General features: G+C 68.3%; 25 protein-coding genes and 1 pseudogene. 11 read left to right on the forward strand and 15 right to left on the reverse strand.

From position 1 onward, the window contains the following. Positions 1-11: 11 nt before the first annotated feature. The 3 genes from dnaJ to CSW60_RS11205 form a co-directional block, all read right to left on the reverse strand. Positions 12-1,169 (reverse strand): molecular chaperone DnaJ, encoded by a 1,158-nt coding sequence (gene dnaJ, locus CSW60_RS11195; RefSeq protein ID WP_099537310.1) that lies wholly within the window; start codon positions 1,167-1,169, stop codon positions 12-14. A 162-nt stretch (positions 1,170-1,331) separates the two neighbouring features. Continuing rightward, entirely contained in the window at positions 1,332-3,230 is a 1,899-nt protein-coding gene (dnaK, locus tag CSW60_RS11200) for a molecular chaperone DnaK (protein ID WP_099537311.1), read from the reverse strand. Between the two features lie 332 nt (positions 3,231-3,562). After that, positions 3,563-6,211, reverse strand: coding sequence for a M1 family metallopeptidase (locus tag CSW60_RS11205; RefSeq protein WP_099537312.1), 2,649 nt, complete (start codon positions 6,209-6,211; stop codon positions 3,563-3,565). A gap of 93 nt (positions 6,212-6,304) precedes the next feature. Here CSW60_RS11205 and CSW60_RS11210 point away from each other — a divergent pair, with 93 nt between their 5' ends. Continuing rightward, positions 6,305-6,916 carry an alpha-ketoglutarate-dependent dioxygenase AlkB gene (locus CSW60_RS11210; RefSeq protein WP_099537313.1) on the forward strand — a complete coding sequence of 204 codons (612 nt, stop codon included), beginning with the start codon at positions 6,305-6,307 and terminating at the stop codon, positions 6,914-6,916. Between the two features lie 81 nt (positions 6,917-6,997). Here CSW60_RS11210 and dnaA read toward each other — a convergent pair whose 3' ends face one another. From dnaA to CSW60_RS11250, 8 genes and pseudogenes are all read right to left on the reverse strand, one after another. After that, positions 6,998-8,473, reverse strand: a complete 1,476-nt coding sequence (dnaA, locus tag CSW60_RS11215) for a chromosomal replication initiator protein DnaA (RefSeq protein ID WP_099537314.1) — start codon at positions 8,471-8,473, stop codon at positions 6,998-7,000. A 401-nt stretch (positions 8,474-8,874) separates the two neighbouring features. Next, positions 8,875-9,150 carry a 30S ribosomal protein S20 gene (gene rpsT, locus CSW60_RS11220; protein WP_004617408.1) on the reverse strand — a complete coding sequence of 92 codons (276 nt, stop codon included), beginning with the start codon at positions 9,148-9,150 and terminating at the stop codon, positions 8,875-8,877. 146 nt (positions 9,151-9,296) lie between these two features. Further along, a complete protein-coding gene (locus CSW60_RS11225; RefSeq protein WP_099537315.1) occupies positions 9,297-10,085 on the reverse strand; it encodes an enoyl-CoA hydratase in 789 nt (262 codons plus the stop codon). 237 nt (positions 10,086-10,322) lie between these two features. Continuing rightward, positions 10,323-10,542, reverse strand: a pseudogene (locus CSW60_RS23660) (hypothetical protein). Positions 10,543-11,040: 498 nt separating this feature from the next. After that, entirely contained in the window at positions 11,041-11,424 is a 384-nt protein-coding gene (locus CSW60_RS11235; protein WP_099537316.1) for a hypothetical protein, read from the reverse strand. A 340-nt stretch (positions 11,425-11,764) separates the two neighbouring features. Continuing rightward, on the reverse strand, positions 11,765-12,166 hold the full coding sequence (locus CSW60_RS11240; RefSeq protein WP_099537317.1) for a group II truncated hemoglobin: 402 nt from the start codon (positions 12,164-12,166) through the stop codon (positions 11,765-11,767). Further along, on the reverse strand, positions 12,163-13,680 hold the full coding sequence (locus CSW60_RS11245; RefSeq protein WP_099537318.1) for an acetyl-CoA hydrolase/transferase family protein: 1,518 nt from the start codon (positions 13,678-13,680) through the stop codon (positions 12,163-12,165). The genes CSW60_RS11240 and CSW60_RS11245 overlap by 4 nt, the downstream gene beginning before the upstream one ends. Before the next feature lie 93 nt (positions 13,681-13,773). Continuing rightward, the gene (locus CSW60_RS11250) at positions 13,774-14,514 is read right to left on the reverse strand and encodes a molybdopterin-synthase adenylyltransferase MoeB (protein ID WP_201723013.1); all 741 of its coding nucleotides are present in this window, start codon (positions 14,512-14,514) and stop codon (positions 13,774-13,776) included. Between the two features lie 5 nt (positions 14,515-14,519). On the opposite strand from CSW60_RS11250, the gene hslV reads away from it, so the two are divergent. From hslV to hslU, 3 genes are read left to right on the forward strand one after another with little or no spacing between them, the layout of a single operon-like run. Continuing rightward, the gene (hslV, locus tag CSW60_RS11255; RefSeq protein WP_201723014.1) at positions 14,520-15,122 is read left to right on the forward strand and encodes an ATP-dependent protease subunit HslV; all 603 of its coding nucleotides are present in this window, start codon (positions 14,520-14,522) and stop codon (positions 15,120-15,122) included. 28 nt (positions 15,123-15,150) lie between these two features. Continuing rightward, positions 15,151-15,987 (forward strand): DUF4440 domain-containing protein, encoded by an 837-nt coding sequence (locus CSW60_RS11260; RefSeq protein ID WP_099537321.1) that lies wholly within the window; start codon positions 15,151-15,153, stop codon positions 15,985-15,987. Continuing rightward, positions 15,984-17,276 carry an ATP-dependent protease ATPase subunit HslU gene (hslU, locus tag CSW60_RS11265; protein WP_099537322.1) on the forward strand — a complete coding sequence of 431 codons (1,293 nt, stop codon included), beginning with the start codon at positions 15,984-15,986 and terminating at the stop codon, positions 17,274-17,276. The genes CSW60_RS11260 and hslU overlap by 4 nt, the downstream gene beginning before the upstream one ends. A gap of 88 nt (positions 17,277-17,364) precedes the next feature. On the opposite strand, the gene CSW60_RS11270 is transcribed toward hslU, so the two are convergent. Further along, positions 17,365-18,306: a methylated-DNA--[protein]-cysteine S-methyltransferase gene (locus CSW60_RS11270; protein ID WP_099537653.1), complete on the reverse strand. Its 942-nt coding sequence runs from the start codon at positions 18,304-18,306 to the stop codon at positions 17,365-17,367. A 53-nt stretch (positions 18,307-18,359) separates the two neighbouring features. Further along, positions 18,360-18,836: a DUF2244 domain-containing protein gene (locus CSW60_RS11275; protein WP_099537323.1), complete on the reverse strand. Its 477-nt coding sequence runs from the start codon at positions 18,834-18,836 to the stop codon at positions 18,360-18,362. A gap of 54 nt (positions 18,837-18,890) precedes the next feature. On the opposite strand from CSW60_RS11275, the gene nth reads away from it, so the two are divergent. Then, complete coding sequence (gene nth / locus CSW60_RS11280) at positions 18,891-19,580, forward strand: endonuclease III (RefSeq protein ID WP_099537324.1); 690 nt, start codon at positions 18,891-18,893, stop codon at positions 19,578-19,580. 140 nt (positions 19,581-19,720) lie between these two features. On the opposite strand, the gene CSW60_RS11285 is transcribed toward nth, so the two are convergent. Continuing rightward, positions 19,721-20,578, reverse strand: a complete 858-nt coding sequence (locus CSW60_RS11285) for a RimK family alpha-L-glutamate ligase (protein ID WP_099537325.1) — start codon at positions 20,576-20,578, stop codon at positions 19,721-19,723. A gap of 146 nt (positions 20,579-20,724) precedes the next feature. Here CSW60_RS11285 and CSW60_RS11290 point away from each other — a divergent pair, with 146 nt between their 5' ends. Genes CSW60_RS11290 through CSW60_RS11315 form a run of 6 tightly spaced genes read left to right on the forward strand, consistent with a single transcriptional unit; the run spans position 20,725 to position 24,790 of the window. Continuing rightward, a complete protein-coding gene (locus CSW60_RS11290) occupies positions 20,725-21,714 on the forward strand; it encodes an adenosine kinase (protein ID WP_099537326.1) in 990 nt (329 codons plus the stop codon). 7 nt (positions 21,715-21,721) lie between these two features. After that, positions 21,722-22,312 carry an imidazoleglycerol-phosphate dehydratase HisB gene (gene hisB, locus CSW60_RS11295; RefSeq protein ID WP_066681513.1) on the forward strand — a complete coding sequence of 197 codons (591 nt, stop codon included), beginning with the start codon at positions 21,722-21,724 and terminating at the stop codon, positions 22,310-22,312. A gap of 9 nt (positions 22,313-22,321) precedes the next feature. Next, positions 22,322-22,963 (forward strand): imidazole glycerol phosphate synthase subunit HisH, encoded by a 642-nt coding sequence (gene hisH / locus CSW60_RS11300; protein ID WP_099537327.1) that lies wholly within the window; start codon positions 22,322-22,324, stop codon positions 22,961-22,963. After that, positions 22,951-23,685 (forward strand): 1-(5-phosphoribosyl)-5-[(5-phosphoribosylamino)methylideneamino]imidazole-4-carboxamide isomerase, encoded by a 735-nt coding sequence (gene hisA, locus CSW60_RS11305; RefSeq protein ID WP_201723015.1) that lies wholly within the window; start codon positions 22,951-22,953, stop codon positions 23,683-23,685. Before hisH ends, hisA begins: the two co-directional genes overlap by 13 nt. Beyond that, positions 23,685-24,467 carry an imidazole glycerol phosphate synthase subunit HisF gene (hisF, locus tag CSW60_RS11310; protein ID WP_099537328.1) on the forward strand — a complete coding sequence of 261 codons (783 nt, stop codon included), beginning with the start codon at positions 23,685-23,687 and terminating at the stop codon, positions 24,465-24,467. The genes hisA and hisF overlap by 1 nt, the downstream gene beginning before the upstream one ends. Further along, the gene (locus CSW60_RS11315; protein ID WP_099537329.1) at positions 24,464-24,790 is read left to right on the forward strand and encodes a phosphoribosyl-ATP diphosphatase; all 327 of its coding nucleotides are present in this window, start codon (positions 24,464-24,466) and stop codon (positions 24,788-24,790) included. The genes hisF and CSW60_RS11315 overlap by 4 nt, the downstream gene beginning before the upstream one ends. Here the strand turns inward: CSW60_RS11315 and CSW60_RS11320 are convergent. Further along, positions 24,787-25,356 (reverse strand): Smr/MutS family protein, encoded by a 570-nt coding sequence (locus CSW60_RS11320; protein ID WP_099537330.1) that lies wholly within the window; start codon positions 25,354-25,356, stop codon positions 24,787-24,789. The two genes, CSW60_RS11315 and CSW60_RS11320, sit on opposite strands and share 4 nt — an antisense overlap. Position 25,357 lies beyond the last annotated feature (1 nt).

Genomic DNA, 25,357 nt, shown 5'->3' on the forward strand with positions numbered 1-25,357 from the left:
ACGGGGAACGGTTAATTCCCCGTGACCTCTTCCCAGAAGCGCTTGGCCTTGCCGACGAAGTTGGCGGACTTGGGGTTCTGCTTCTCGCCGCACAGGCCGGCCAGCTCCTTGAGCAGTTCCTTCTGGCGCGCGGAGAGGTGGGTCGGGGTCTCGACGAACAGCTCGACCACCAGATCGCCGCGCTGGCGGCTGCGGAGGGACGGCATGCCGCGCCCCTTGAGGCGCACGGTCTTGCCGGTCTGGGCGCCTTCCGGCACCTGAACCTTGACCTTGCAATTGCCGTCGCAGTTCTCGCCGCCCAGCAGGCACGGGGCGTCGATCTCGCCGCCGAGGGCCGCCGTCGTCATCGGCACCGGCACGGTGCAGAGGAGGTCCAGGCCGTCGCGCTCGAACAGCTCGTGCGGAGTCACCGACAGGAAGATGTAGAGGTCGCCGCGCGGACCGCCGCGCGCGCCCGCGTCGCCCTCGCCCGCCAGGCGGATCCGGGCGCCGTCGTCGACGCCGGCCGGGATGCGGACCGACAGGACGCGCTCGCGGCGCACCTGGCCGTGGCCGTTGCAGCTGGTGCAAGGATCCAGCACCAGACGGCCCGAGCCGCCGCAGCGCGGGCAGGAGCGTTCGACCGCGAAGAAACCTTGCGTCGCGCGGACGCGGCCGGCGCCGCCGCATGTGCCGCAGACCGTGGGGCTGGTGCCCGGCTTGGCGCCCGAGCCCTCGCAGACCTCGCAGGTCATGGCGGCGGGGACGGTGATCTCGACCTCGGCGCCCGCATAGGCCTGCTCGAGGGAGATTTCGAGGTCGTAGCGCAGGTCCTGGCCGCGCTGGGGGCCGTTCGACTGGCGACGACCGCCGCCGAACATTTCGCCGAACACGTCGCCAAAGACGTCGTTGAAGATGTCGCTGGCGTCGAAGCCCTGGCCGCCGAACCCGCCCGGACCGCCTTGCGGGCCATTGACGCCGGCGTGGCCGAAGCGGTCATAGGCCGCGCGCTTCTGGGGGTCCGACAGGACCGAATAGGCTTCGTTGATTTCCTTGAACCGCCCGGCCGCGTTCTCGCAGCCGCCATTGCGGTCGGGGTGGTGTTCCATCGCCAGCTTGCGGAACGCGGACTTCAGACCAGCCTCGTCGATGGTCCGGGTCACGCCGAGAATTTCGTAATAGTCGCGCATTGTCAGCGTCTGGCGCCCAAATGGCCCACGAAAGTGGCGTTGATACAGGAAGAGGTGGGATGGCCCGTGACCCGGCGCAAGGCGCTCTCAGGTCCTGAGGCGGAAGGTCGCGGCCGCGGAACGATCCTTTGGCGAATGTTCCGCGGCGCGCGCATGGCGTGCTTAAGCCGCCGGCTTGTTGTCGTCGACTTCTTCGAACTCGGCGTCGACGACGCCATCGTCCGCGACCTGGGCGTCACCGCCCTCGGCCGAGCCCTGCTGGGCGGCGTACATGGCTTCGCCCAGCTTCATCGAGGCCTGGATCAGCGCCTGAGTCTTGGCCTGGATGGCCTCGACGTCCTCGCCTTCCAGGGCCGACTTCAGATCGGCGATGCCGGTCTCGATCGCGGTCTTCTCGGCCGCGCCGACCTTGTCGCCATGCTCGGCCAGGGCCTTCTCGGTCGAGTGCACGATCGCCTCGCCCTGGTTCTTGGCCTCGACCAGCTTCTTCTTGTTCTCGTCCGCGGCCTTGTTGGCCTCGGCTTCCTTGACCATGCGCTCGATGTCCGCGTCCGACAGGCCGCCGTTGGCCTGGATGCGGATCGAGTGCTCCTTGTTGGTCGCCTTGTCCTTGGCGTGGACCTGGACGATGCCGTTGGCGTCGATGTCGAAGGTGACCTCGATCTGTGGCACACCGCGCGGCGCCGGCGGGATGCCGACCAGGTCGAACTGGCCCAGCATCTTGTTGTCGGCGGCCATCGGGCGTTCGCCCTGGAACACGCGGATCGTCACGGCCGACTGGTTGTCGTCGGCGGTCGAGAAGGTCTGCGAGCGCTTGGTCGGGATCGTGGTGTTGCGTTCGATCAGCGGGGTGAACACGCCGCCCAGGGTCTCGATGCCCAGGGTCAGAGGGGTCACGTCCAGCAGCAGCACGTCCTTGACGTCGCCTTGCAGAACGCCGGCTTGGACCGCCGCGCCCAGCGCCACGACTTCGTCGGGGTTCACGCCCTTGTGGGGTTCGCGACCGAAGAAGTCCTGCACCGCCTGCTGGACCTTGGGCATGCGGCTCATGCCGCCGACCAGGATCACTTCGTCGATGTCGCTCTTCTTCAGGCCGGCGTCCTTCAGAGCCTGTTCGCACGGACCGATGGTGCGGGCGATCAGGTCGTCGACCAGGGCTTCCAGCTTGGCGCGCGACAGCTTGATGTTCAGGTGCAGCGGACCCGAGGCGTTCATGCTGATGAACGGCAGGTTCACTTCGTACTGGGCCGTCGAGCTCAGTTCCTTCTTGGCCTTTTCGGCCTCTTCACGCAGGCGCTGCAGGGCCAGCTTGTCCTTGCGCAGGTCGACGCCCTGCTCCTTCTTGAACTCGTCGGCCAGGTAGTCGACGATCCGAAGGTCGAAGTCTTCACCGCCCAGGAAGGTGTCGCCGTTGGTCGACTTCACCTCGAAGACGCCGTCGCCGATCTCCAGGATCGACACGTCGAAGGTGCCGCCGCCCAGGTCGTAGACAGCGATCTTCTTGTTGTTGTCCTTGTCCAGGCCGTAGGCCAGGGCCGCGGCGGTCGGCTCGTTGATGATCCGCAGGACTTCCAGGCCGGCGATCTTGCCGGCGTCCTTGGTCGCCTGACGCTGGGCGTCGTTGAAGTAGGCCGGAACCGTGATGACCGCCTTGGTCACCGGCTCGCCCAGGTGGGCTTCGGCGGCTTCCTTCATCTTCTGCAGGATGAAGGCCGAGACTTCCTGCGGGCTGTAGTCCTTGCCATGCGCCTTGACCCAGGCGTCGCCGGTCGGGCCCTTGACGATCTCGTAGGGCACCATGCCCTTGTCCTTCTCGACCACCGGGTCATTGGCGGTGCGGCCGATCAGGCGCTTGATCGCGAACAGCGTGTTGGTCGGGTTGGTCACGGCCTGGCGCTTGGCGGGCTGGCCGATCAGGCGCTCGCCGTCTTCCAGGAAGGCCACAACCGACGGCGTGGTCCGAGCGCCTTCGGCGTTCTCGATCACCTTGGGGTTCTTGCCGTCCATGATGGCGACGCACGAGTTCGTGGTGCCAAGGTCGATGCCGATAATCTTGCTCATCTTCGTACCTGTCGCTCCTTTAGGCGGACGGCGGTGACAAGGGCCTTCTCAGAAGCGCCCCGGTTTTTCTCGTACCGTCCCCGTGGTTCGCACTCTCTCGGGTTTAGGTTCCACATCCTGCCCGACCGACGAAAGTCGAACGGGCAAAATGCGTTGTGCGAAGTTGACGAGCCCGTCAACCCCGCTTCGAAGCCGGATATGGGGGATAGCCAGCGGCGCGCAAGGCCATAACCCCTCGAGACAAGGGGGAATCTGGCCCGACAGGACATGAAAATGGCCGCGCCCAGAGGACGCGGCCACGAAAAGTCTCGAAGATTTAGGCGCTTATCGCCTTAGCCAGCCTTGGCGACCCAGGCGGTGATGGCCGGCAGGCGATCCTGGCGGATCTTGGCGCGGTTCAGCACCGAGGCGGCCGCCTTTTCGGCTTCCTTGCGCGAGCCCTCGGCCAGATTGGCCGCGGCGTAGGCCTTGATCTTGTCGGCCATGGCCGGGTTCGACGAGCCCGAGCCCAGGCCCGGGATGAACCGGGTGCGCGAGCTGGTGTCGACCTTGGCGTTGACCGCGTCCTTGTTGGCCACCGCCCAGTCGAAGGTCATGTCCGGGAAATTGCCGGCGACGCGCGAGATCATCGTGCTCGACAGGGTCTCGCCCGGCTCGGGAGTCAGGGCTAGCTCCAGCGCCTTCTTGGCCAGGGCCTCGTTCTCGGCCGAGGCCAGCAGCGAGTAGAGCTGCGCCTTGATGAGGGGCGTCTTCTCGGCCTGGGCCTGGGCGTGGATCGCATCCCAGGTGGCGGCGTCGGCCTGCTTGGCCACGACGCCCAGGATCGTCTTGCGCAGAGGCCCCGGAATGGCGGTCGGATCGGTCTTGTCGGCGTTGAAGCGGCGGATCGCCTCGGCCGCCACGTCGGCGTCGCCCAGGCCGCCCAGGGTTCCGATCAGGTTGGCCCGCAGGATGGCGATCGTGTCCGGCTCGCCGGCCTTGGCGGTCCAGCCGACCGTGGCCAGCAGCGGCCGCAGCTTGGCGATCGCCAGCTTGCGGAACGCGGCGCGCTCGGCGGGCATGCCCTCATAGTAGGCGTCGATCGTCGAATAGACGCTGGCGATCTTGGACAGCACCTGCGGATCGGCGTCGGCCGGCGCGGCCTTGGCCAGATCCAGGAAGTCGGTGGCGGGCTGGTAGCCGGCCAAGCCCATCGACCAGGCGTCGCTCATCACGCCCAGCTGGTCGATCGCCGGCAGCTTGGCGAAGTTGCTGGCGATGCCCGCGAAGCGCTCGGGGCCGTACTGGACGCGGAAGTAGCCGTTCTGACCGGCATTGACGACGACCGGACCGCAGCCCTCGACCGTCACCGAGCCCTTGCCGCCGGTCACCAGGGTCTTGGCCTCGCCGCCGCCCAGCGCCCTGACCGTCACGGGCGTGCGCCAGGTGAGCGGCTTCTTGTTCGGCATGTCCTTGCTGAACTCGCCCTGGGTCAGGGCCAGGGTCGTCTTGCCCGCCGCGCAGGTCGCGCTGTCGACGGTGATCAGCGGCACGCCGGGCTGCAGGGTGAAGTCGTGGGCGATCGCCTTGATCGGCTTCTTGGCCGCCGTCTCGACGGCCTGCCACAGATCATCGCTGACCGTGTTGCCGTGGGCGTGCTTCTTCATGTAGGCGCGCACGCCGTCGCGCCAGGCGTCGTGGCCCACATAGCTTTCCAGCATGCGGATCACGGCCTCGCCCTTCTGATAGGTGATGGCGTCGAAGGCCTGGCTGGCCTGCTCGACGGTCTCGACGTGCTGCACCACCGGGTGGGTGGTCGACAGGGCGTCCAGACCCATGGCGTATTCCCGGCCGCCGACCGCCGCGAGCGCCGAGTTCCATTCGGGGTGGAAATGCTCGGTGGCCCGGCCTTCCATCCACGAGGCGAAGCCCTCGTTCAGCCACAGGTCATCCCACCAGGCCATCGTGACCAGGTCGCCGAACCACTGGTGCGCCATTTCGTGGGCCACGGTGACGAAGACGTTCTGCTTGTCCGTCTCGGTGGAGATCTTCGGATCCAGCAGCATGGCGTATTCGAAGTAGAAGATCGCGCCCCAGTTCTCCATGGCGCTGAAGAACTGGCTGCGGCCCGGAGCGGCGATGTTGTCCAGGGCCGGCAGCGGATAGGCGGTGCCGAAATAGTCGTTGTACCAGGGCAGGATCTTCGCGGCCGACTTCAGCGCGAACTCGGCCTTGGGGGTGTCGCCCTTCTTGGTCACGACGCCGACATCGACGCCGGCCGCCTTGACCGAGGCGCGGTCGAACTCGCCCAGGCCGAAGAACAGCAGATAGGTCGACATCTTCGGCGAGGTCGCGAACGTCACGACGGTCTTGCCGCCGCCGATGTCCTTGGACGAGGCGATCGGCATGTTGCCCAGGGCCATCTGCCCGGTCGGGATGGTCGCCTGGACGCTGTAGGTGGCCTTGTAGAACGGCTCATCCCACGACGGGATGAAGCGGCGGGCGTCGGAGTTCTCGAACTGAGTGTAGATCGCCCGCTTCTTGCCGGCCTCGGTCTCGTAGTCGAGGGCGAAGAGGCCCGCGGCCTGGGTGTAGATCTTGCCGGCGTAGTCGATCGACAGGACGTACTTGCCCTTGGCCAGCGGCTTGGCGAACGTGAAGCTGGCCGTCTGGGCCTCGTCGTCGACCTTGACCTTGGCCTGACCGATTCCGGCGATCTCGACCTTGTCGAAGGTCAGGTCGGCGGCTTGCAGCGTCACGGTGCTGGTCGGCTCGACCACCTCGATGGAAATCTTCACGCGGGCCTTGAAGCTCATCTTGTCGGCGTCCGGCGTGAAGGCCAGATCATAGTGCGAGGGCCGGACGTTGCGCGGAAGCTGGGTGGTGACGGTCGCGAAGGTCGCGCCCTTCGAACCGGCGGACGCGGCCGGAACGGCGGCGGAAGCGCCTCCAGCGGCCAAAAGGATCACGGCCGCGGCCGTAGAGGACAAGAGACGACGCATGTTGGCTTCCAGATTGGAATTTTCATCCGGCCCCCTCAGCCGGCGGCGCAAACCAACACCTTCCGTCCCTGCGTCGCGCGTTAATTATCGGTAATGTTACAGCCGCTGTCCGTCACGCCCGGGTTCGACCTGTGGCCCGGTCTGCTGGACCTCGAGGCCCAGACGGCCTTGGTGGCGGCCATCCTGGAGGCCGCCGAGGCCGCGCCGTTCGCCCAGTACGAGACCCCGCAGGGCAAGGCGATGAGCGCGGCCATGACGGCGTTCGGGCCGCTGGGCTGGGTCAGCGACCGGGCCGGCTATCGCTACGCCGACCGTCATCCGGGGACGGACCGGCCTTGGCCGGCGATGCCGCGGGCGCTGCTCGATCTGTGGGCGCGGCTGGGCGATCCGGAGACGCCGCCGGACTCGTGCCTGGTCAATCTCTATCGCGACGACGCCCGCATGGGCCTGCACCAGGACCGCGACGAGGCCGACCCGCGCTTTCCGGTGCTGTCGGTCTCGCTAGGCGACACGGCGGTGTTCCGGATAGGCGGGACCCGCCGCAAGGACCCGACCCGGAGCCTGAAGCTGAGCTCGGGCGACGTTTGCCGTCTCTCGGGCCCCGCGCGGCTGGCGTTCCATGGCGTCGACCGGATCCTGCCGGGCTCGTCCAGCCTGGTTCCGGGCGGCGGCCGGATCAATCTGACCCTGAGGCGGGCGCGCTGAGGCCAAAGAGAAAGGGCCGCCCCTTCCGGAGCGGCCCTCTTGATATCGTTACCGGAAACCGGTGTCCCGACGTCGCCCGGATCAGCCGCGCAGCTTGCGCGTGATCGTCTCCAGGTCTTGGTTCAAGGCGCTGTCCTCGGCGCGCAGGGCCTCGATGCGGCGCACGGCGTGCAGGACCGTGGTGTGGTCGCGACCGCCGAAGCGACGGCCGATGTCCGGCAGCGAGCGAGTGGTCAGCTGCTTGGCCAGCCACATGGCCGCCTGCCGCGGACGAGCCACGGCGCGGTTGCGCCGCTCGCTGAGCAGGTCGGCTTGCTTCATGCCGTAGTGCTCGGCGGTGGCCTTCTGGATGTCGTCGATGGTGATGCGCTTCTCGCCCGACCGCAGGTGCGGACGGAGGATCGCCTGGACCTCGTCGAGGGTCATGCGCGACAGCCCTTCCCCGGCGCGGGCCGACAGGGTGTTCAGGGCGCCTTCCAGCTCCCGGACGCTGTCGGTGAAGCGGTCGGCCAGGAACTGCAGCACGTCCGGACGCATGGTCGGCTCGAAGCCGTGGGCGGCCGACAGGGTCTGGATCTTGCGCTCCAGGATGCCCAGGCGCAGCGAGCGGTCGGCCGGCTCGAGGCCGCAGACCAGGCCCGCCGACAAGTGCGAGCGCAGGTGGGCGTCCATCTCGGTCATGGCCGACGGCGGACGGTCGGCCGAGAACACGACGCGGCGGCCTTCCTCGACCAGGGCGGTCAGGGTGTGGAACAGCTCTTCCTGGGTCGACTGCTTGCCCGCGATGAAGTGGACGTCGTCGATGATCAGGAGGTCGGCGGCGCGCAGCTCTTCCTTGAAGGCCGCCGTCTGGCGATCCATCACGGCGCGCACGAAGGTCGACAGGAAGCGCTCGGCGGTCAGATAGACCACGCGCTTTTCCGGCGCGTTGCGCATGGCTTCCCAGGCCAGGGCGTTCAGCAGGTGGGTCTTGCCGAAGCCGTAGGGGCCGTGGAACAGCACGGGATTGAAGTGGCCGTCGGCCCAGTTGGCGATCCGGCGCGCCACGGCGTGGGCGAACTCGTTGGCCGGACCCGGGACGAAGGTCTCGAAGGTGAAGCGCTCCTGCAGCCCTTGGGTGCGGGGCGACTTGGCGCTGGTCGGGGCCACGGCCGGGGCGTCGGTCGACACCGGCAGCACGATCTCGAAAGGCTCGGCGACGGCGGCCGGCTTGGCGGCGGCCTCGACATAGGCGCCGGCCAGGGCCTCGAATTCCAGACGCGACTTCAGGTCGATGCGACGACCCGTCGCGTCGTTGGCGGCCCACAGCTCGCCAATGCGACGCCAGGCGCTGCGGCGGATCCAGTCGCGGGCGATGCCCGTCGGAGTCACCAGGACGACATCGCCGGCGGCGGCCTCGCGCAGAACGGCGGGCGCGATCCAGGACCCGAAGGCCGCGTCGCCCAGCTCGCGTTTCAACGCCACGCACACCTTAGACCAGACGGCCGTCGCGGGCTCGCAAGCCGCCGCGATCGCCGCCGAGAAGTCCTGGCTGGCCACCCCACCCTTCATCGTCATTCGTCCACCGCCTCGCAAAAAAGTAACCGCCGCACACTTTCAGCCGCCGCCCCCCATGGCGCGCGACCGGTTAGCCTCAACGCACACAGGTTCTTACTCGGCGAACGCAATCGGTCCGCCGCCGCCTTGTTTGTTCAAGACTGGAGAAGCGTTGAGACGCTTAAACTAGCCAGCGGCGGAGGCTGGTCAAACGGAAAACTTGCGTCCGGTCGCGGATATTTCTGTTGACTCGCGAGAGGGCCTCGCCCCGCAAGGGAATACCCGTAAAGGGGTCTCAGATCACAGTTTGCAACGTCAGGAAAAGAACGTTTGATTCAAAGCAAAAGCCGGCCAGGCGAACCTGACCGGCTTTCGTAAATACTTGAATTTCTTGAACGAACAGCGTTCGTCCAGAATCTGGACTAGGCCGCGGCCTTATCCAGCTTCTTCAGACGGGCCGCCAGACGCGACACCTTGCGCGAACCCGTGTTCGGATGAACCACGCCCTTCGAAACGGCGCGCATCAGTTCCGATTGCGCTTCGACGAAAGCGGCCTTGGCGACGGCGACGTCACCCTTGGCGATCGCGTCTTCGAACTTGCGCAGGAAGGTGCGCACGCGCGAGCGGCGGGCGGTGTTGACTTCGGTGCGGCGAGCGATCTTGCGGATCGCTTTCTTGGCGCCGGGATTATTGGCCATGGATCGGACCTTCAAACGGACAGCCGCGCGGGCGGCCGCGAAGCAGGGAAAACAGAGCGCGCGGATATACGGGAAGCGGCGCCCGGGGTCAACGGTCCACAGGCGGATTCCTGAGGACCTGAATGACGCAATCGTTTCAGGCCCGATCACATCCCCTTGAAGCTTGGCTTTCGCTTCTCGACGAAGGCCGCCATGCCTTCTTTCTGATCTTCGAAGGCGAACAGCGAGTGGAACAGGCGCCGCTCCAGCGCCACGCCCGTCGTCAGGGTCGTTTCATAGGCGGCCTCGACCAGCTCCTTGTTCATCGCGACGGCCAGAGGCGACTGGGCCGCGATCTTGGCCGCGACGGCCAGGGCCTCGTCGACCAGGCTGTCGGCCGGGAAGACGCGCGAGACCAGGCCCGCGCGCTCGGCCTCGGTCGCATCCATCATCCGGCCGGTCAGGATCATGTCCATGGCCTTGGACTTGCCCACCAGGCGGGTCAGGCGCTGGGTGCCGCCGATGCCGGGGGCGACGCCCAGATTGATCTCCGGCTGGCCGAACTTGGCCGTGTCGGAGGCCAGGATGAAGTCGCACATCATCGCCAGCTCGCAGCCGCCGCCCAGGGCGTAGCCGGACACCGCGGCGATGATCGGCTTGCGGCACTGCTCGATGGCCCGCGCGCCGGCGGTGAAGAAGTCGGCCTTGAACATCTGGGCGTAGGTCTTGTCCGACATCTCCTTGATGTCGGCGCCGGCGGCGAAGGCCTTGGCCGAGCCGGTCAGCACGATGCAGCCGACGGCGTCGTCGGCCTCTGCCGCGCCAAGGGCCTGGGCCAGCTCGCCCAGCAGCTGGGTGTTCAGCGCGTTCAGCGCCTCGGGGCGGTTGAGGCGGATCAGGGCCACGCCGGGGGCGCTTTGCGGCGCTTCGACGATCAGGGTCTGGTAGTCGGCCATCGGGGTCTCCTGAAGGGTTGGCGCTTTTATAGAGGGCCGCGCGACGTTGGGGAGCCCTGCCGTCGCGTTAGCCATGGGGCGAGCGCTTCACGCGGCCTGCCGCTGAAGGGATGGAAAGGGACGCGGAGCGCCGGACGACGTCCGGAGGTTTGAGTAGTGGTTACCGTTTCGACGAAGCCAGACGCTCCGCGCGACCGTTATCCGCCAGCGTCCCGGGAAGGTGGCCCTGTTCGGGCCTTACCGGGAACCGGGCGTTTCCGTTTCCGGAAGCGCCCGGGGATCGGAGAGGGACGAACCCTTTCCCCCGACCACGCCGACGGCGGGCGGGTCTGGCCAGCAACCAGATCCCCGGACCGTCCGAGTATCCCCCTCGAACCTGTCCCCGCTCGATCGCCCCCCGCCGCCACGATGGTCGCTGGCCACGCGCCCTTTCCTCGCGACGAGGTGGTTCAAGGATAAGGGCGGTTTCAACGCGGATGATGGAGCGGGGTGCAAAAGTGGGAAGTGGTTGAAATCGTTGGGTTCGATTCCGGATACGCGGATGATAGAGCGCCGCGAACGCTCGTGAAAGTTCCTCCCCCGTGACACGGGGGAGGTGTCGGCGGAGCCGACGGAGGGGGCGAACTGGAAATCGGCCGAGCTAGCCCCCTCCGGCCCTCTGGGCCACCTCCCCCGCATCGCGGGGGAGGAACTTGGAACGCGCGACCTTGCTGTCAGAAACCCGTGCCCCGCGACGGGAGCCATCCTTACATCTCACGGCGAGACGATCGCAGGGCTGTCCGGGTTGCTCAAGGACGGCTTCGCCGCCGCGCAGCGGCCGCCCGGAGGGCGGTCCTTGACCAACCCGGTCAGCCCTGCACGCTGCAGCCTCCAAGAGATGTAAGGTTCGCACCGACCTCGCGAGGTCGGCTTTCGACCCCTGAGCGGACCTTTGGATTTGCTACTCCGTTGCCTTTCAATCGGAAGTCATATGCCTCCAGGCCGAAACCCCGATGGCGGCAGCGAGCATCAAGCTAAAACAGGTAACCACCCCACCAAGGAGCGCCAGAACACTGGCGCCGGCCAGGCTCTCGGTTGAGGACACTTTCGGTATGGCCTTGTTCAAGCCGCTAGCTAGGAACGACGCGAGAAAAAGCTGCCAGCGCAACCCTCGGGTCGATTTGAATGCTTTCCACGGCCCCACCAGCGAGGCTGACGTGGCTTGCAGTAGGGGCCATCCAGGCAGGAACGCTAGCATGGCGCAGCCCGTGAGCAGGCACATCAGCGATATCGGCAGCACGGAAAGATTGGCGGGACGCCAGATCATGAGAGCTATGGCAAGCAGCACCGGCGACGCCATCGCTAGCAGGGTCGCCAAAAAGCGGCCTAGTCCGCTCCAAGACGGGCGATGCTCAACCATCGCCGTGCAAACATAGTAGGTAGACAGAACAGACCCCGCGATCAGAAACGCGGAACCCGTGTAATCCCAAGCTGTAAGGCCTGGTCTATGGAGCCAAAACAGGAAATCCAGCGCCCCAGATAAGAGGCCTAACGCGGAAAAGCACAGAAGGCCGAGTCGAGGCACGTTTCCAAGCTCGGCAACGACCTTCGATAGAAACATCTGGGTGTCTGTCGTTCGTGGCATGCATGATTGATAGGTTGAGCCGCGAGTAACGACCACCCGAAATGTCCCGCCGCCCTCACCGCGTCGTCATATTCCCCGACATCCGCCCAAACACCTCGCGCAGCGCCTGCGCCATCTCCGCCCCCACGCCCACCTGATCCAGCGCCCGGCCCATGGCGTCGGTCCACTGCCGCGCAAGCTCCGCGTCGATCGGCATCGACCTGTGCAGCGACATCATGCAGACGCCCGGCCGCGCGGCGAACCAGTCTCTCGGCCCGCCCAGCCAACCCGTGAGGAAGCCCGCCAGCGAGGCGCGCATCGGCGTCAGGTCCGGCGCGTGGACGGTCCGCAGCCGGGCATAGGCCGGATCGGTGTCCATCAGGTCGTAAAAGGCGTCGACCACCGCCTGGATACGGCTCGCGCCACCGATCTGGTCGAACGCGGTCTCGGCGGCTTGAGCTTCGGCGGCGCCGCTCATTTCGGCCTCATGTCCCCGGTCTCGACGAACCGCTGGTGCCAGGCGAAGGCCTCCATCAAGAGGGTCGGCGACTGCTGGCCGTAGGAGTCGCGGCAGGCGCGGGCCAGATAGTCCTTCAGGGCCGGGCGATAGTCCGGGTGCGAGCAGTTCTCGATGATCACCTCGGCCCGCTGGCGGGGCGACAGGCCGCGCAGGTCGGCCAGGCCCTGCTCGGTGACCAGGATCTGGACGTCCTGGTTGATGTGGTCGACGTGCGGGGTCTTGGGCACGATCGTCGAGATCTTGCCGCCCTTGGCCGTCGAGGGGGCCATGAAGATCGAGACATAGGCGTTGCGGGCGAAGTCGCCGCTGCCGCCGATGCCGTTCTGGATGCGCGAGCCCATCAGGTGGGTCGAGTTCACCGCCCCGTGGATGTCAGCCTCGATCATGCCGTTAATGGCGATGCAGCCCAGGCGCCGGATCACTTCCGGGTGGTTGCTGATCTCCTGCGGGCGCAGCACCAGGCGGTCGCGGAACCTGTGCATGTCGGCGTTCAGGGTCGCGGCGGCCTCGGGGCTCAGCGAGAAGGCGGTGGCCGAGGCGGTCAAGAGCTTGCCGGACTCCATCAGCTCCAGCATCCCGTCCTGCAGCACCTCGGTATAGGCGGTCATCTTGTCGAAAGGCCCGTCGACCAGGCCGAACATCACCGCGTTGGCGATGTTGCCCACGCCCGACTGCAGCGGCAGCAAGGACGAGGGCAGACGACCCTTGGCGACCTCGTGGCGGAAGAACTCCAGGAGGTGGCCGGCGATGGCCTTGTGGTCCTCGCCCGGCGCGTCGAACGGCAGGTTGCGGTCGGGGGAGTCGGTCTCGACCACCGCGACCACCTTGGACGGGTCGCAGCGGAAATAGGGCTCGCCGATGCGTTGGTCGGGGCGGGTCAGCGGGATCGGCACGCGGTTCGGCGGCAGGGCGGTGCCGTAATAGATGTCGTGCATCCCCTCCAGCGCCGGGTTCTGCCAGCGATTGACCTCGAGGATCACCTTCGAGGCGCGGTCGATCCAGGTCTTGTTGTTGCCGACCGAGGACGAGGGGATCAGCGAGCCGTCGGCGCGGACGCCGCTGACCTCGATGATGGCGGTGTCCAGCGGCCCCAGGAACCCCTGCCACGCCATCGGCGCGACCTGGGACAGGTGCATGTCGAAATAGTCCATCTCGCCGCGATTGATCTTGTCGCGGGCGATGGGGTCGGAGTTGTAGGGCAGGCGGAACTCGATGCCGTCGGCCTTGGCCAGGGCGCCGTCCAGCTCCGGACCCGTCGAGGCGCCGGTCCAGACCCGCAGGCGGAACTTGTTTCCGGCGGCGTGCTCGGCCTCGATCCGCTTGGCCAGGGCCAGCGGCACGGCCTTGGGATAGCCCGAGCCGGTGAAGCCGCTCATGCCCACCGTGCTGGCGGGATCGATCAGGGCGGCGGCGTCTTCCGCCGACATCACCTTGGCTTGCAGGCTTGCGAGGGCGATCCGTCCAGCGCTCATGGCTTTGCTACTCCAGCATTACGCGGGCCCGCCTTAGCCGATGGCCGGCTCCGCGTCCCTTCCGTAAGAGCCCGGACGCGACGATCCGTCTTGTCAGCGCGCGCCGCAAGCAGGACAGGCGGGATCCGCCCCGATCCTGACCGTTCGCGTCTCGGCCGCCAGGGCGTCGTAGATCAAGAGCTTGCCCGACAGCGGCGCGCCGGCCCCGGCGATCAGCTTGATCGCCTCCAGCGCCATCATCGAACCGATCACCCCGGCCAGGGCGCCGACGACGCCCACGAGGGCGCAGGTCTCGGCGTCGGGCGGGACCTCGGGCACCAGGCAGCGATAGCAGGGCTTGCCGTGGAACACGCCCACCTGCCCCGTCCAACGGCCCAGCGCCCCGCTGACCAGCGGCTTGCCGTGCGCCAGGCAGGCGTCGCTGACGGCGAAGCGGGTGGAAAAGTCATCGGTCCCGTCCAGGACGAGGTCGTATTGCTGGACAAGATCGCCGGCGTTCTGGGGATCCAGCCAGACCGGATGGGTCTCGACGGTCACGTGCGGATTGAGGGCGCCCAGGTGTTCCTTGGCCGCCTCGACCTTGGGCCGGCCGACGTCGGACCCGGCGTAGAGCACCTGGCGCTGCAGGTTCGACAGCGACACCGCGTCGGGATCGACCAGGCCGATGGTCCCGATCCCGGCGGCCGCCAGGTACAGCGCCGCGGGCGCGCCGAGGCCGCCGGCGCCGACCATCAGCACCCGCGCGGCCTTCAGCTTCTGCTGGCCCGGACCGCCCACCTCGCGCAGCACCAGGTGGCGGGCGTAGCGTTCGACCTCGTCTTGCGAAAACCCCAACGCGCTTGACCCTCCGCCTTCGCCTCGCCACATGCGAAGCCATGCAAGGCAATTCTTCAAACTTCCCCGACTGGCACGGCACGACCATCCTGGCGGTGCGCAAGAACGGCCAGACCGTGATCGCCGGCGACGGACAGGTGTCAATGGGCCCAACCGTCGTCAAGGGCAACGCCCGCAAGGTGCGGCGCCTGGCCGGCGGCAAGGTCGTCGCAGGCTTCGCCGGGGCCACGGCCGACGCCTTCACGCTGATCGAGCGGCTCGAGGCCAAGCTGGAGCAGTATCCCGACCAGCTGGCCCGCGCCTGCGTGGACCTGGCCAAGGACTGGCGGACCGACCGCTACCTGCGCCGCCTGGAGGCCATGCTGCTGGTGGCCGACAACACCGCCATCTACACCGTCACCGGCGTCGGCGACGTGCTGGAGCCGGGCGAGAGCGCCGGCGGCGGGGCCGTGGCGGCCATCGGTTCGGGCGGCAACTACGCCCTGGCGGCCGCCAAGGCCCTGATCGACCAGGACCTCACCGCCGAGGAGATCGCCCGCAAGGCCATGGGCATCGCGGCCGAGATCTGTGTCTATACGAACGGTAACCTGACCGTCGAAAGCTTGTAGGCTTTACTCCCGCCGGGAGGATTTCCGCATGCTCAAGATCTTGCTCGGCGTCGGCCTGGCTTCGACGCTTTTTGTCTCGGCCCAGGCCCAGACCCCGGCGGCCCAGGTGGAGGCCGCCGAGCGCGCCTTCGCCGCCGACGGGCTGGCGCTGGGGGTGCGGGACTCGTTCCTCAAGCACATGGCCGACGACGCGATCGTCTTCGCCCCGGGCCCGGTCAGCGCCAGGGCGCTGTACGAACAGCGGCCCTCCAGCAAGAAGCCCAAGCTGGAATGGTGGCCGCAGAGGGTCGTGGCGGCGCGGTCGGGGGATCTTGCTCTCTCGGTCGGCCCGTGGGCGATCAACGGCAAGCGCGGCGGCTACTATGCCACGATCTGGCGGCGCGAGCCGAACGGCGGCTGGAAGTGGATCTATGACGGCGGGGCGGCAGCCGATCCGGCGCCCGCGCCGGGCCCGCAGGCGCCCGCCCGGCTCGACGCCCCCGCCAAGACCGGCGAGGCCTCGGCGGCGATCGCCTTCGACAAGGTCAGGGCCGCCGAGTCCGCCCTGGCCGCGGCGGCCGAGCGCGACGCGCCAGGCGCCTATCGCAAGGTCCTCGCCGCCGACGCCTGGTTGCTGGGGCCCAAGGGCGCCGAGGGCCTGGCCCCCGCCGCCGTGACGGAGCGGGTGGCGGCGCGCCCGGAGCGGATGGCGCTGACCCTGCGCGGCGGCGGCGCCTCCAAGGCCGGGGACTTCGTCTGGACCCACGGCGAAACCGGTTGGGCCGACCACCAGGAAATCATCGAGCACGCTCACTATATGCATGTCTGGCAGAAGCGCCCCGAAGGGTGGCGCCTGATCTTCGAGGCCCTGATCAACGACCGATGACCGAGTTTTCCCCCCGCGAGATCGTTTCCGAACTGGACCGCTATATCGTCGGCCATACCGAGGCCAAGAAGGCGGTCGCGGTCGCCCTGCGCAATCGCTGGCGGCGGCGCCGCGCGCCGGCCGACATCCGTGACGAGCTCACCCCCAAGAACATCCTGCTGATCGGCCCCACCGGCGTCGGCAAGACCGAGATCGCCCGGCGCCTGGCCAAGCTGGCCCAGGCCCCGTTCCTCAAGGTCGAGGCCACCAAGTTCACCGAGGTCGGCTATGTCGGCCGCGACGTCGACCAGATCGTCCGCGACCTGGTCGAGAGCGCCCTGGCCATGGTCCGCGACAAGCGCCGCGCCGCCGTGAAGGCCAAGGCCGAGGGCGCGGCCGAGGAGCGCATCCTCGACGCCCTGACCGGTCCCGGCTCGACCGCCGCCCGCGAGGCCTTCCGCAAGAAGATCCGGGCCGGCGAGCTGGACGACAAGGAAATAGAGCTGCAACTGGCCGACACCGGCGGCCAGACCTTCGAGATCCCCGGCCAGCCCGGCGCGGCGGTGTTCAACCTGTCCGACATGATGAAGTCGTTCGGCGGCGGTCGAACCAAGACCCACAAGACCACGGTGGCCGGCGCCTGGGCCCCGCTGATCGCCGAGGAGAGCGACAAGCTGCTGGACCAGGAAGCCCTCACGCAAGAGGCCCTGGAGCTGGCCGAGAACCACGGCATCGTCTTCCTGGACGAGATCGACAAGGTCGCCAGCAGCTCGCAGCGCTCGGGCGCGGACGTCTCCCGCGAGGGCGTGCAGCGCGACCTTTTGCCGCTGATCGAGGGCACGACGGTCTCGACCAAGTACGGGCCGGTGAAGACCGACCACATCCTGTTCATCGCCTCCGGCGCCTTCCACGTCGCCAAGCCCTCGGACCTGCTGCCCGAACTGCAGGGCCGCCTGCCGATCCGCGTGGAGCTGAAGGGCCTGACCCGCGACGACCTGCGGCGGATCCTCACCGAGCCGGAAGCCAACCTGATCCGCCAGCACCAGGCCCTGATGGCGACCGAAGAGGTCACCCTGGTCTTCACCGACGAGGCCATCGACGCCCTGGCCGACGCGGCCGTGGCCGTGAACGCCTCGGTCGAGAACATCGGCGCGCGGCGTCTGCAGACCATCCTGGAAAAGGTGGTCGAGGACATCAGCTTCACGGCCGCCGATCGCGGCGGCGAGACGGTAACGGTGGATGCCGCCTATGTGCACGAGCGCGTCGGGGCTCTGGCCGCGAACGCGGATCTGAGCCGGTTTATCCTTTAAACGGACACCTTCTCCCTCAAGGAGAAGGCGGGACCCGCGCCGCAGGCGTGGGGGGATGAGGGATTACGACGGCCGACGCCTTATCCCCTCACCCTCCCATCGCGTCGCGATGGGCCCCGCCCTCTCCCGCTGGGAGAGGGTGTCGTTGGACCGCCTCCATCCCCAGGATCGCCGCCTTCCGCGCCAGGCCCCAGTGGTAGCCGGTGAGCTTGCCGCTCTTGGCGATGGCGCGGTGGCAGGGGATCAGCAGCGAGATCGGGTTGGCCCCGATCGCGCCGCCGGTCGCCTGGAACGCGCCGGGCTTGCCGGCCCAGGCGGCGACCTGGCCGTAGGTGGCCGTCGCGCCGGTCGGGATGGTCAGCAGGGCCTTCCAGACCTGGATGTGGAACGGCGAGCCGATCAGCACCACCGGCAAGGGCCCCTCCCCGCCCGCGAAGGCGCGCAGGGCCATGGCCTGGGCGGCCGCGTCGTCGCGGACCCAGTCGGCGGCCGGGAAGCGGCGGTGCATGTCGGCGAAGCTCATCTCATCGTCGCCGTCGGAGAAGGCGAGACCCGCCAGGCCCCGCTCGGCCATCACGAACAGGCCCTTGCCGAACGGCGTCGGGGCCCAGCCCCAGGTGAGGCGCATGCCCGCGCCGCGGCGCCGGACCTCGCCCGGCGTCGCCGCCTCCTGGGCGATGAACAGGTCATGCAGCCGTGACGGTCCGGACAGCCCCGCGTCGAAAGCCGCGTCGAGCACCGTGCCCCCGGCTTCCAAGGACCGCCGCGCCTCGGCGTGGGCGATGGCCGAGACGAAGGTCTTGGGACTGACCCCCGCCCAGCGGGTGAAGATCCTCTGGAAGTGGAACGGCGACAGGCCCACGGCCTGGGCGGCCTCGTCCAGCGAGGGATGATCGGACCACCGCTCGGCCAGCCAGTCGAGCGCCTTGGCCATGCGGTGGTAGTCGACCGAGCGTTCGGCCAGACGCGCCAGCTCTTGGCTGGCGGCCTCCGAAAGGCCCGTCGAAAGGGGTGATGCGTCGTATGCCATGTCCGACACGCTAGTCCCGTCGGATAACGCCGTCCGCCCGGTTCTTGCGCCGCTCACGACCATCGCTCGTTCCGCGCCGCGCGGATGGCGTCCTGCAGCGCGTTGGCGAAGCTGATCCGCTCGTCGGGGCTGAGCGAGCGCGCCAGGGTCAGGCGCTTGCGGTGGATCATTAGCCGCACGCGGGCGTCGTGCTCGCCGGGGAGATCGACGCCCACCCGGGTGAAGGCGGTCGGCGAGGTCCAGACCGTCCGCGCGCCCTTCTCATCCTCGCGGCTGACCGTCACGGCCTCGGCGGTGACCTGGACGCGCTCGACGCGCTTGGCGGCCCGGTCGCTGGCGCGGAAGGCGATCCACAGCGCCAGGACGTCTAGGCCCAAGAACGGCAGCACCGGCGGCGCGCCGACCACCAGCAGGAAGATGGCGACAAGGATGTTGAAGGCCATGACCACGGCCAGCAGCACCGCCGCGCCCTGCGGCGTCAACGAGCGGTGCGGCGCGATCACCCGGTCCATGTAGAGCGGCGAGGCCATGGGCGGAGAATTTAGGCGCGGCCGGCCCGCTTGGCGAGAGGGGCGCATCACGGCATGGTCCGCGCCATGGCCAAACCCGCCCAAGCCAAGCCCGTGATCTCTCCCGCCGAACGCGAGCGCGTCGAGATTCTGTTCGAGCGGTTCGAGAGCCTGGAGCTGCGGCCCAAGACCGAGCTCAACTACTCCAACCCCTACGAGCTGGTCACGGCCGTGGCCCTCTCGGCCCAGGCCACCGACGTCAGCGTCAACAAGGCCACCGACAAGCTGTTCAAGGTCGCCAATACGCCCCAGGCCATGCTGGACCTCGGCGAGGCCGGCCTGATCCCCTACATCGCCTCGATCGGCCTCTACCGGACCAAGGCCAAGAACGTCATCGCCACGGCCAACATCCTGGTCAGCCAGTACGGCGGCGAGGTGCCGCTGAACCGCGAGGCGCTGGAAAGCCTGCCCGGCGTCGGCCGCAAGACCGCCAGCGTGGTGCTGAACGAGCTGGACATTGAGCCCGCCATCGCCGTCGACACCCACGTCTTCCGCGTCTCGCACCGGCTGAAGCTGTCGGCCGGCAAGACCCCCGACGCGGTCGAGCAGGACCTGATGCGGGTCGTGCCCGCGCCGTATCAGACGCGGGCGCACCACTGGCTGATCCTGCACGGTCGGTATGTGTGCGTGGCGCGGAAACCGAAGTGCGAGATCTGCAAGATCAGCGATCTGTGTCCGTCGCGGGAGCTATTTTTGGGGGCGTGACGCGCGCCAAGTTCCTCCCCCGCGTCGCGGGGGAGGTGGCCCAGAGGGCCGGAGGGGGCAAGCTGGGCCTAAGCCGTGTTCGCCCCCTCAGTCGCTCCGCGACAGCTCCCCCGCATCGCGGGGGAGCATCTTTCACCTCGCTAGCCAATCGCCCGCATCACCGCCGCCGCGAAGGCCGCGCCCTTGTCGTGGGCGTGCTCCAGGAAGAGGTCGGGTTCGATGACCTCCAGCTCCATCAGCTGGGGCGTGTGGTCGAGGCCGCGGATCAGATCGACGCGGGCGTAGGTCAGGTTCCCCGGCGCGGCGTTCAGCACCATTTCCGCCGCGTGCAGGGCCTCGGGCTCCGGCGCGATCTCGCTGACCTGGCCGCCGAACTGCGGCTGGACGCGGAAGTCGCCGTCGACCGCCACCTTGGCCACGGCGTGGCTGAACTGGCCGTCGAAATAGAACAGCGAGAGCTCGCCTTCCTCTCCGACCGCCGGCAGGAAGGGCTGGATCAGCGCCGGGCCCTTGGGACCGCCGTCCAGCGACCCGTGGCGCTTGACGCGGATGGTGTCCTGCGAGCCGGCCGAGACCTGCGGCTTGACCACCACCTCGTCGACCCCGAACGCGTCGAAGGCGGCCTCGACCGCCTCCATCGTCAGGCGATCATGGGCGTGGGTCGGAACGACGGGCGCGCCCTTGCCGGCCAGCTCCAGAAGATAGGTCTTCGTCGCGTTCCAGCGCATGACCGAGGCCGGATTGGCGACGCGGATCCTGTCGGCCTCCAGCCGGTCCAGCAGGGCGAACCACTCGGCCTGGCGGTGGTGATAGCCCCAGGCCAGGGACGGCATGACCAGGCGCGCGCGGCCGCGCTCGATCGGATCCGTCCAGGGCTGGGCGCCGACCAGCAGGCCGTGGGCGCGCAGCGGCGCGGCCAGGCGCTCGAACAGCGGCGTCCAGGTCGTGGCGAACCTCGGCTCGTCTCGGGCCGGAACCAGGATCAGGACGTCGACCATCGGTTTGCTCACGCTTGCTTCAACATCGGCGGTTAGATTGTCGCAGGCCGCCAGGCAAGGCTCGCGTTGCCTTGAGGCCGCACTTCCTTTAATCGCCCTTCTACTTGGGCCCACCGCCCTGTTCTTTCAAAGGTTTGCTCCGCTCCATGACCGCGCTCTACGACGTCGCCGCCATTGGCAACGCCATCGTCGACGTCATCGCCCAGTGCGACGACGCTTTCCTCGCGCGCGAAGGCCTGGTGAAGGGCTCGATGGCCCTGATCGATCCGGCCCGGGCGGCCAGCCTGTACGACGTCATGTCCTCGGCCATCGAGGCCTCGGGCGGCAGCGCCGCCAACACCGTGGCCGGCGTCGCCAGCTTCGGCGGCAAGGCCGCCTTCATCGGCAAGGTCGCCGACGACCAGCTTGGCCGCGTCTTCCGCCACGACATGAACGCCATCGGCTGTGTGTTCACCACCCCGCCGCTGGCGGACGGCCCGGCGACCGCCCAGAGCCTGATCAACGTCACCCCCGACGCCCAGCGCACCATGTCGACCTATCTGGGCGCCTGCGTGGAGCTGAACCCGGCGGACGTCGATCCCGAGATCATCGAAGCCGCCCAGATCTCGTATCTCGAAGGCTATCTGTTCGATCCGCCGGAAGCCCGCCGCGCCTTCGCCAAGGCCGCCGCCCTGTGCCATGGAGCCGGCCGCAAGATCTCGATGACCCTGAGCGACAGCTTCATGGTCGACCGCCACCGCTCGGCCCTGCTGGGCTTCATCGAAACCCAGTGCGACATCGTCTTCGCCAACGAGAGCGAAGTCTGCTCGCTGTTCGAGACCACGAACTTCGAAGAGGCCGTCAAGGCCCTGGCCGACCGCTGCGAGATCGCCGCCGTCACGCGCAGCGAAAAGGGCTCGGTCGTGGCCTCGGGCGGGCAGTTGCACGAAATCTCGGCCTATCCGGTGGAAAAAGTCGTGGACACGACCGGCGCGGGCGACCAATACGCGGCGGGTTTCCTCTTCGGCCTTTCCCAGGGCCGCCCGCTGCCTATCTGTGGCCAGCTGGGCAGCCTGGCGGCCGCCGAGGTGATCGACCACTACGGTCCGCGTCCGCAGGTGTCCCTGCGCGAGTTGGCCGAAAAGAACGGACTTTAGGATTCAGATGGCCCGCACCGCTGAAGTGGTCCGCGAGACGAAGGAGACCCAGATCCGGGTCTGGATCGATCTCGACGGGACCGGCGCCTCGACGATCTCGACCGGCATTGGTTTCTACGACCACATGCTGGAGAGCTTCGCGCGCCACGGCGGCTTCGACCTGAAGGTCGAGACCAAGGGCGACCTGCACATCGACATGCACCACACCGTCGAGGACACCGGCATCGTGCTGGGCCTGGCGGTGAACAAGGCGCTGGACGGCTTCAAGGGCATCCGCCGCTTCGGCTCGGCCTATATCCCGATGGACGAGACCCTGACGCGCTGCGCCATCGATCTCTCCAACCGGCCGTATCTGGTCTGGAAGGTCGACTTCAAGCGGCCCAAGGTCGGCGAGATGGACACCGAGCTCTTCAAGGAATTCCACCACGCGTTCGCGATGAACTGCGGGGCGTGCGTGCATCTTGAGACCCTGTACGGCGACAACACCCACCACGTCGCCGAAAGCGGCTTCAAGGCCCTGGCCCGGGCGCTGCGTCAGGCGGTCGAGATCGACCCGAAGACCGGCGGCCAGGCTCCGTCCACCAAGGGCGTGCTGTAAGGACACTCCATGCAGACCGTCGCCCTGATCGATTACGGGTCGGGCAACCTGCGTTCGGCCGAAAAGGCCCTGCGTGAGGCGGCCCGCCGCCGCGCGCTCGACGCCGACATCGTCGTCACCGCCGATCCCGACCTTGTCGCCAAGGCCGATCGCGTCTTCCTGCCCGGCGTCGGGGCCTTCGCCTCGTGCCGCGCGGGCCTGGACGCGACGGGCGTCTACGAGGCGATGAACCAGGCCGTCCACGGCCGGGGCGTGCCGTTCATGGGCATCTGCGTCGGCCACCAGCTCCTGGCCACCGAGGGCCTGGAGTTTGGCGTGACCCCGGGCCTGGACTGGATCAAGGGCCAGGTGAGGAAGCTCGAGCCCGACGACCCGCGCCTGACCATCCCGCACATGGGCTGGAACGCGATCGCCTTCACGCGCGCTCATGACCTGTTCAAGGGCATCGAGGACGGCGCCCACATGTACTACGCCAACTCCTTCGCCTTGACGCCGACCGATCCGGCCGACGTCGTCGCGACGACCGACCACGGCGGACCGTTCACGGCCGCGGTGGCCAAGGACAACGTCGCGGGCGTACAATTTCACCCCGAAAAGTCACAAGCCTCAGGGCTCGCCCTGCTCGCCAACTTCCTGGAATGGCGCCCATGATCCTCTATCCCGCCATCGACCTGAAGGACGGCCAGTGCGTGCGCCTGCTGCACGGCGACATGGAGAAGGCCACGGTCTTCAACACCTCGCCCGCCGACCAGGCCCAGCGCTTCGTCAAGGACGGCTTCTCGTGGCTGCACGTCGTTGACCTGAACGGCGCCATCGAGGGCAAGTCGGTCAACACCGCCGCCGTCGAGACGATCCTGGAGTCGATCTCGATCCCGGTGCAGCTGGGCGGCGGCATCCGCACGCTGGAAGGCGTCGAGGCCTGGATCGAGGCGGGCGTGTCCCGTGTGATCCTCGGCACCGTGGCCGTCCACGATCCGGACCTGGTCCGCAAGGCCGCCCGCCTGTGGCCCGAGCAGATCGCCGTGGCCGTCGACGTGCGTGACGGCAAGGTCGCCGTCGACGGCTGGACGGGCCTCTCGGACCTCGACGCCATCACCCTGGGCAAGCGCTTCGAGGACGTCGGCGTCGCCGCCCTGATCGTCACCGACATCAGCCGAGACGGCGCCCTGACCGGCGTCAATGTCGAGGGCGTGGGCGAGCTGGCCGACGCCGTCTCCATTCCCGTCATCGCCTCGGGCGGCGTCGCCTCGGTGGCCGACATCGAGCGGCTGAAGGCCCGCGAGGGCGTCGAGATCGCCGGCGCCATCCTGGGCCGCTCGCTCTACGCCGGCACGATCCGCCCGGCCGAAGCCCTGATCGCGGCGGCCGCCTGATGCTGAAGACCCGGATCATTCCCTGCCTCGACGTGAAGGACGGGCGGGTGGTCAAGGGGGTCAACTTCGTCTCCCTGCGCGACGCCGGCGATCCGGTGGAGCAGGCCCGGGCCTATGACGCCGCCGGCGCCGACGAGCTGATGTTCCTGGACATCACCGCGTCGAGCGAAGGCCGGGGCCTGATCCTGGACGTCATCTCGCGCACCGCCGAGGTCTGCTTCATGCCCGTGTCGGTGGGCGGGGGCGTGCGGCAGGTCTCGGACATGCGCCGCCTGCTGCTGGCCGGCGCCGACAAGGTCTCGGTCAACACCGCCGCCGTGGAGAACCCCGACCTGATCGCCGGGGGCGCCGACGCCTTCGGGGCCCAGTGCGTGGTCGTGGCGATCGACGCCAAGGCGCGCGAGGACGGCTCGGGCTGGAACGTCTGGACCTATGGCGGCCGCAAGGACACCGGGATCGACGTGGTCGAATGGGCCGCCAAGGTGGTCGAGCGCGGCGCGGGCGAGATCCTGCTGACCTCGATGGACCGCGACGGCGCCAAGATCGGCTACGACATCCCGCTGCTGAAGGCGGTGACGGCCGAGGTCAATGTTCCGGTGATCGCCTCGGGCGGCGCGGGCAAGACCGAACACCTGGTCGAAGCCGCCCGCGACGGTCACGCCGCCGCCGTACTGGCCGCCTCGATCTTCCACTTCGGCGAGATCTCGATCGGCGAGGCCAAGCAGGCCATGGCCGACGCCGGGATCCCCGTGCGCCTGGACAAGCTGAAGGAAGTGGCATGAGCCAGCGCCTGACCGATGTCCTGCAACGCCTGGCCGCGACGATCGAGGCCCGCAAGGGCGGCGATCCGTCGGTGTCCTATACGGCCAAGCTCCTGAACGACCCGGCCCTGGCCGCCAAAAAGCTGGGCGAGGAAGCCGTCGAGACGGTGATCGCCGCTGTTGCTCAGGGTCCCGACGCCTTGGCGGCGGAAAGCGCCGACCTGCTCTACCATTGGCTGGCGCTGATGGCCGCCTCGGGCGTCTCGCTAGACGCCGTGGCCGAGAAGCTGGAAGCCCGTGAGGGAACTTCGGGCATCGCCGAGAAGGCGGCGCGGAAGGGCTAGACCCGCCGCTTCAGCGCCACATACAGCGCCCCCTCGCCGCCGTGGCGGCGGTCGGCGGTGGAGACGCCGGCGACCATCTCGCGCAGGGACGGGTCGGCCAGCCATTCGGGCGTGCGCGTGCGCAGGACCCCCTGCCCCACCTTGCCCTTGCCCGTGATGACCAGCACCGCCCGGTGACCCTGGCTGAACGAGCGGCGGATGAAGGCTTCCAGCGTGGCGCGGGCTTGGTCCTGGTCGAGGCCGTGCATGTCGAGCCGCGCGCCGATCGGGTCGCGCTCCTTGACGATCCGCAGCTTGCGATTGGGCTCGATGGTCCCCGCCGGGCCCTTGATCGCCTTCGCGAACGCGGGCTTCAGGTCCTCCGGATGCAGGCGTAGCGGCGCGATCGAGGCCAGACGCGTGGGCGGCTCGGCCGGCAAGGCGGTGTCGGACTTCAACGAGGGCCGAATCCGCGCCTTGGACCGCATCTTCTCGGGCCTCTCCGGCGCGCGCGGCGTCACCGTCGAGGCGACCAGCCGCCAAAGGCGCTTGTCGTCCTCGGGTCCGGGTGGCGGCTTCCTGCTCACC

This window comes from Caulobacter sp. X (assembly GCF_002742635.1).
Taxonomy (GTDB): Bacteria; Pseudomonadota; Alphaproteobacteria; order Caulobacterales; family Caulobacteraceae; genus Caulobacter.

Excerpts from the sequence above, each read along its gene's own strand:
- CSW60_RS11285 (WP_099537325.1), bottom strand. The coding sequence starts at position 20,578 with ATGGTCGACGTCCTGATCCTGGTTCCGGCCCGAGACGAGCCGAGGTTC.
- CSW60_RS11225 (WP_099537315.1), bottom strand. The coding sequence starts at position 10,085 with ATGGCCGACTACCAGACCCTGATCGTCGAAGCGCCGCAAAGCGCCCCC.
- CSW60_RS11245 (WP_099537318.1), bottom strand. The coding sequence starts at position 13,680 with ATGAGCGCTGGACGGATCGCCCTCGCAAGCCTGCAAGCCAAGGTGATG.
- nth (WP_099537324.1), top strand. The coding sequence starts at position 18,891 with ATGGTCCGCGCCATGGCCAAACCCGCCCAAGCCAAGCCCGTGATCTCT.
- hisB (WP_066681513.1), top strand. The coding sequence starts at position 21,722 with ATGGCCCGCACCGCTGAAGTGGTCCGCGAGACGAAGGAGACCCAGATC.
- dnaA (WP_099537314.1), bottom strand. The coding sequence starts at position 8,473 with ATGACGATGAAGGGTGGGGTGGCCAGCCAGGACTTCTCGGCGGCGATC.
- CSW60_RS11290 (WP_099537326.1), top strand. The coding sequence starts at position 20,725 with ATGACCGCGCTCTACGACGTCGCCGCCATTGGCAACGCCATCGTCGAC.
- hisA (WP_201723015.1), top strand. The coding sequence starts at position 22,951 with ATGGCGCCCATGATCCTCTATCCCGCCATCGACCTGAAGGACGGCCAG.
- CSW60_RS11275 (WP_099537323.1), bottom strand. The coding sequence starts at position 18,836 with ATGGCCTCGCCGCTCTACATGGACCGGGTGATCGCGCCGCACCGCTCG.
- hslU (WP_099537322.1), top strand. The coding sequence starts at position 15,984 with ATGACCGAGTTTTCCCCCCGCGAGATCGTTTCCGAACTGGACCGCTAT.
- hisF (WP_099537328.1), top strand. The coding sequence starts at position 23,685 with ATGCTGAAGACCCGGATCATTCCCTGCCTCGACGTGAAGGACGGGCGG.
- CSW60_RS11205 (WP_099537312.1), bottom strand. The coding sequence starts at position 6,211 with ATGCGTCGTCTCTTGTCCTCTACGGCCGCGGCCGTGATCCTTTTGGCC.
- CSW60_RS11240 (WP_099537317.1), bottom strand. The coding sequence starts at position 12,166 with ATGAGCGGCGCCGCCGAAGCTCAAGCCGCCGAGACCGCGTTCGACCAG.
- dnaK (WP_099537311.1), bottom strand. The coding sequence starts at position 3,230 with ATGAGCAAGATTATCGGCATCGACCTTGGCACCACGAACTCGTGCGTC.
- CSW60_RS11235 (WP_099537316.1), bottom strand. The coding sequence starts at position 11,424 with ATGGCGTCGCCGGTGCTGCTTGCCATAGCTCTCATGATCTGGCGTCCC.
- CSW60_RS11210 (WP_099537313.1), top strand. The coding sequence starts at position 6,305 with ATGTTACAGCCGCTGTCCGTCACGCCCGGGTTCGACCTGTGGCCCGGT.
- CSW60_RS11315 (WP_099537329.1), top strand. The coding sequence starts at position 24,464 with ATGAGCCAGCGCCTGACCGATGTCCTGCAACGCCTGGCCGCGACGATC.
- dnaJ (WP_099537310.1), bottom strand. The coding sequence starts at position 1,169 with ATGCGCGACTATTACGAAATTCTCGGCGTGACCCGGACCATCGACGAG.
- hisH (WP_099537327.1), top strand. The coding sequence starts at position 22,322 with ATGCAGACCGTCGCCCTGATCGATTACGGGTCGGGCAACCTGCGTTCG.
- rpsT (WP_004617408.1), bottom strand. The coding sequence starts at position 9,150 with ATGGCCAATAATCCCGGCGCCAAGAAAGCGATCCGCAAGATCGCTCGC.
- CSW60_RS11260 (WP_099537321.1), top strand. The coding sequence starts at position 15,151 with ATGCTCAAGATCTTGCTCGGCGTCGGCCTGGCTTCGACGCTTTTTGTC.
- CSW60_RS11270 (WP_099537653.1), bottom strand. The coding sequence starts at position 18,306 with ATGGCATACGACGCATCACCCCTTTCGACGGGCCTTTCGGAGGCCGCC.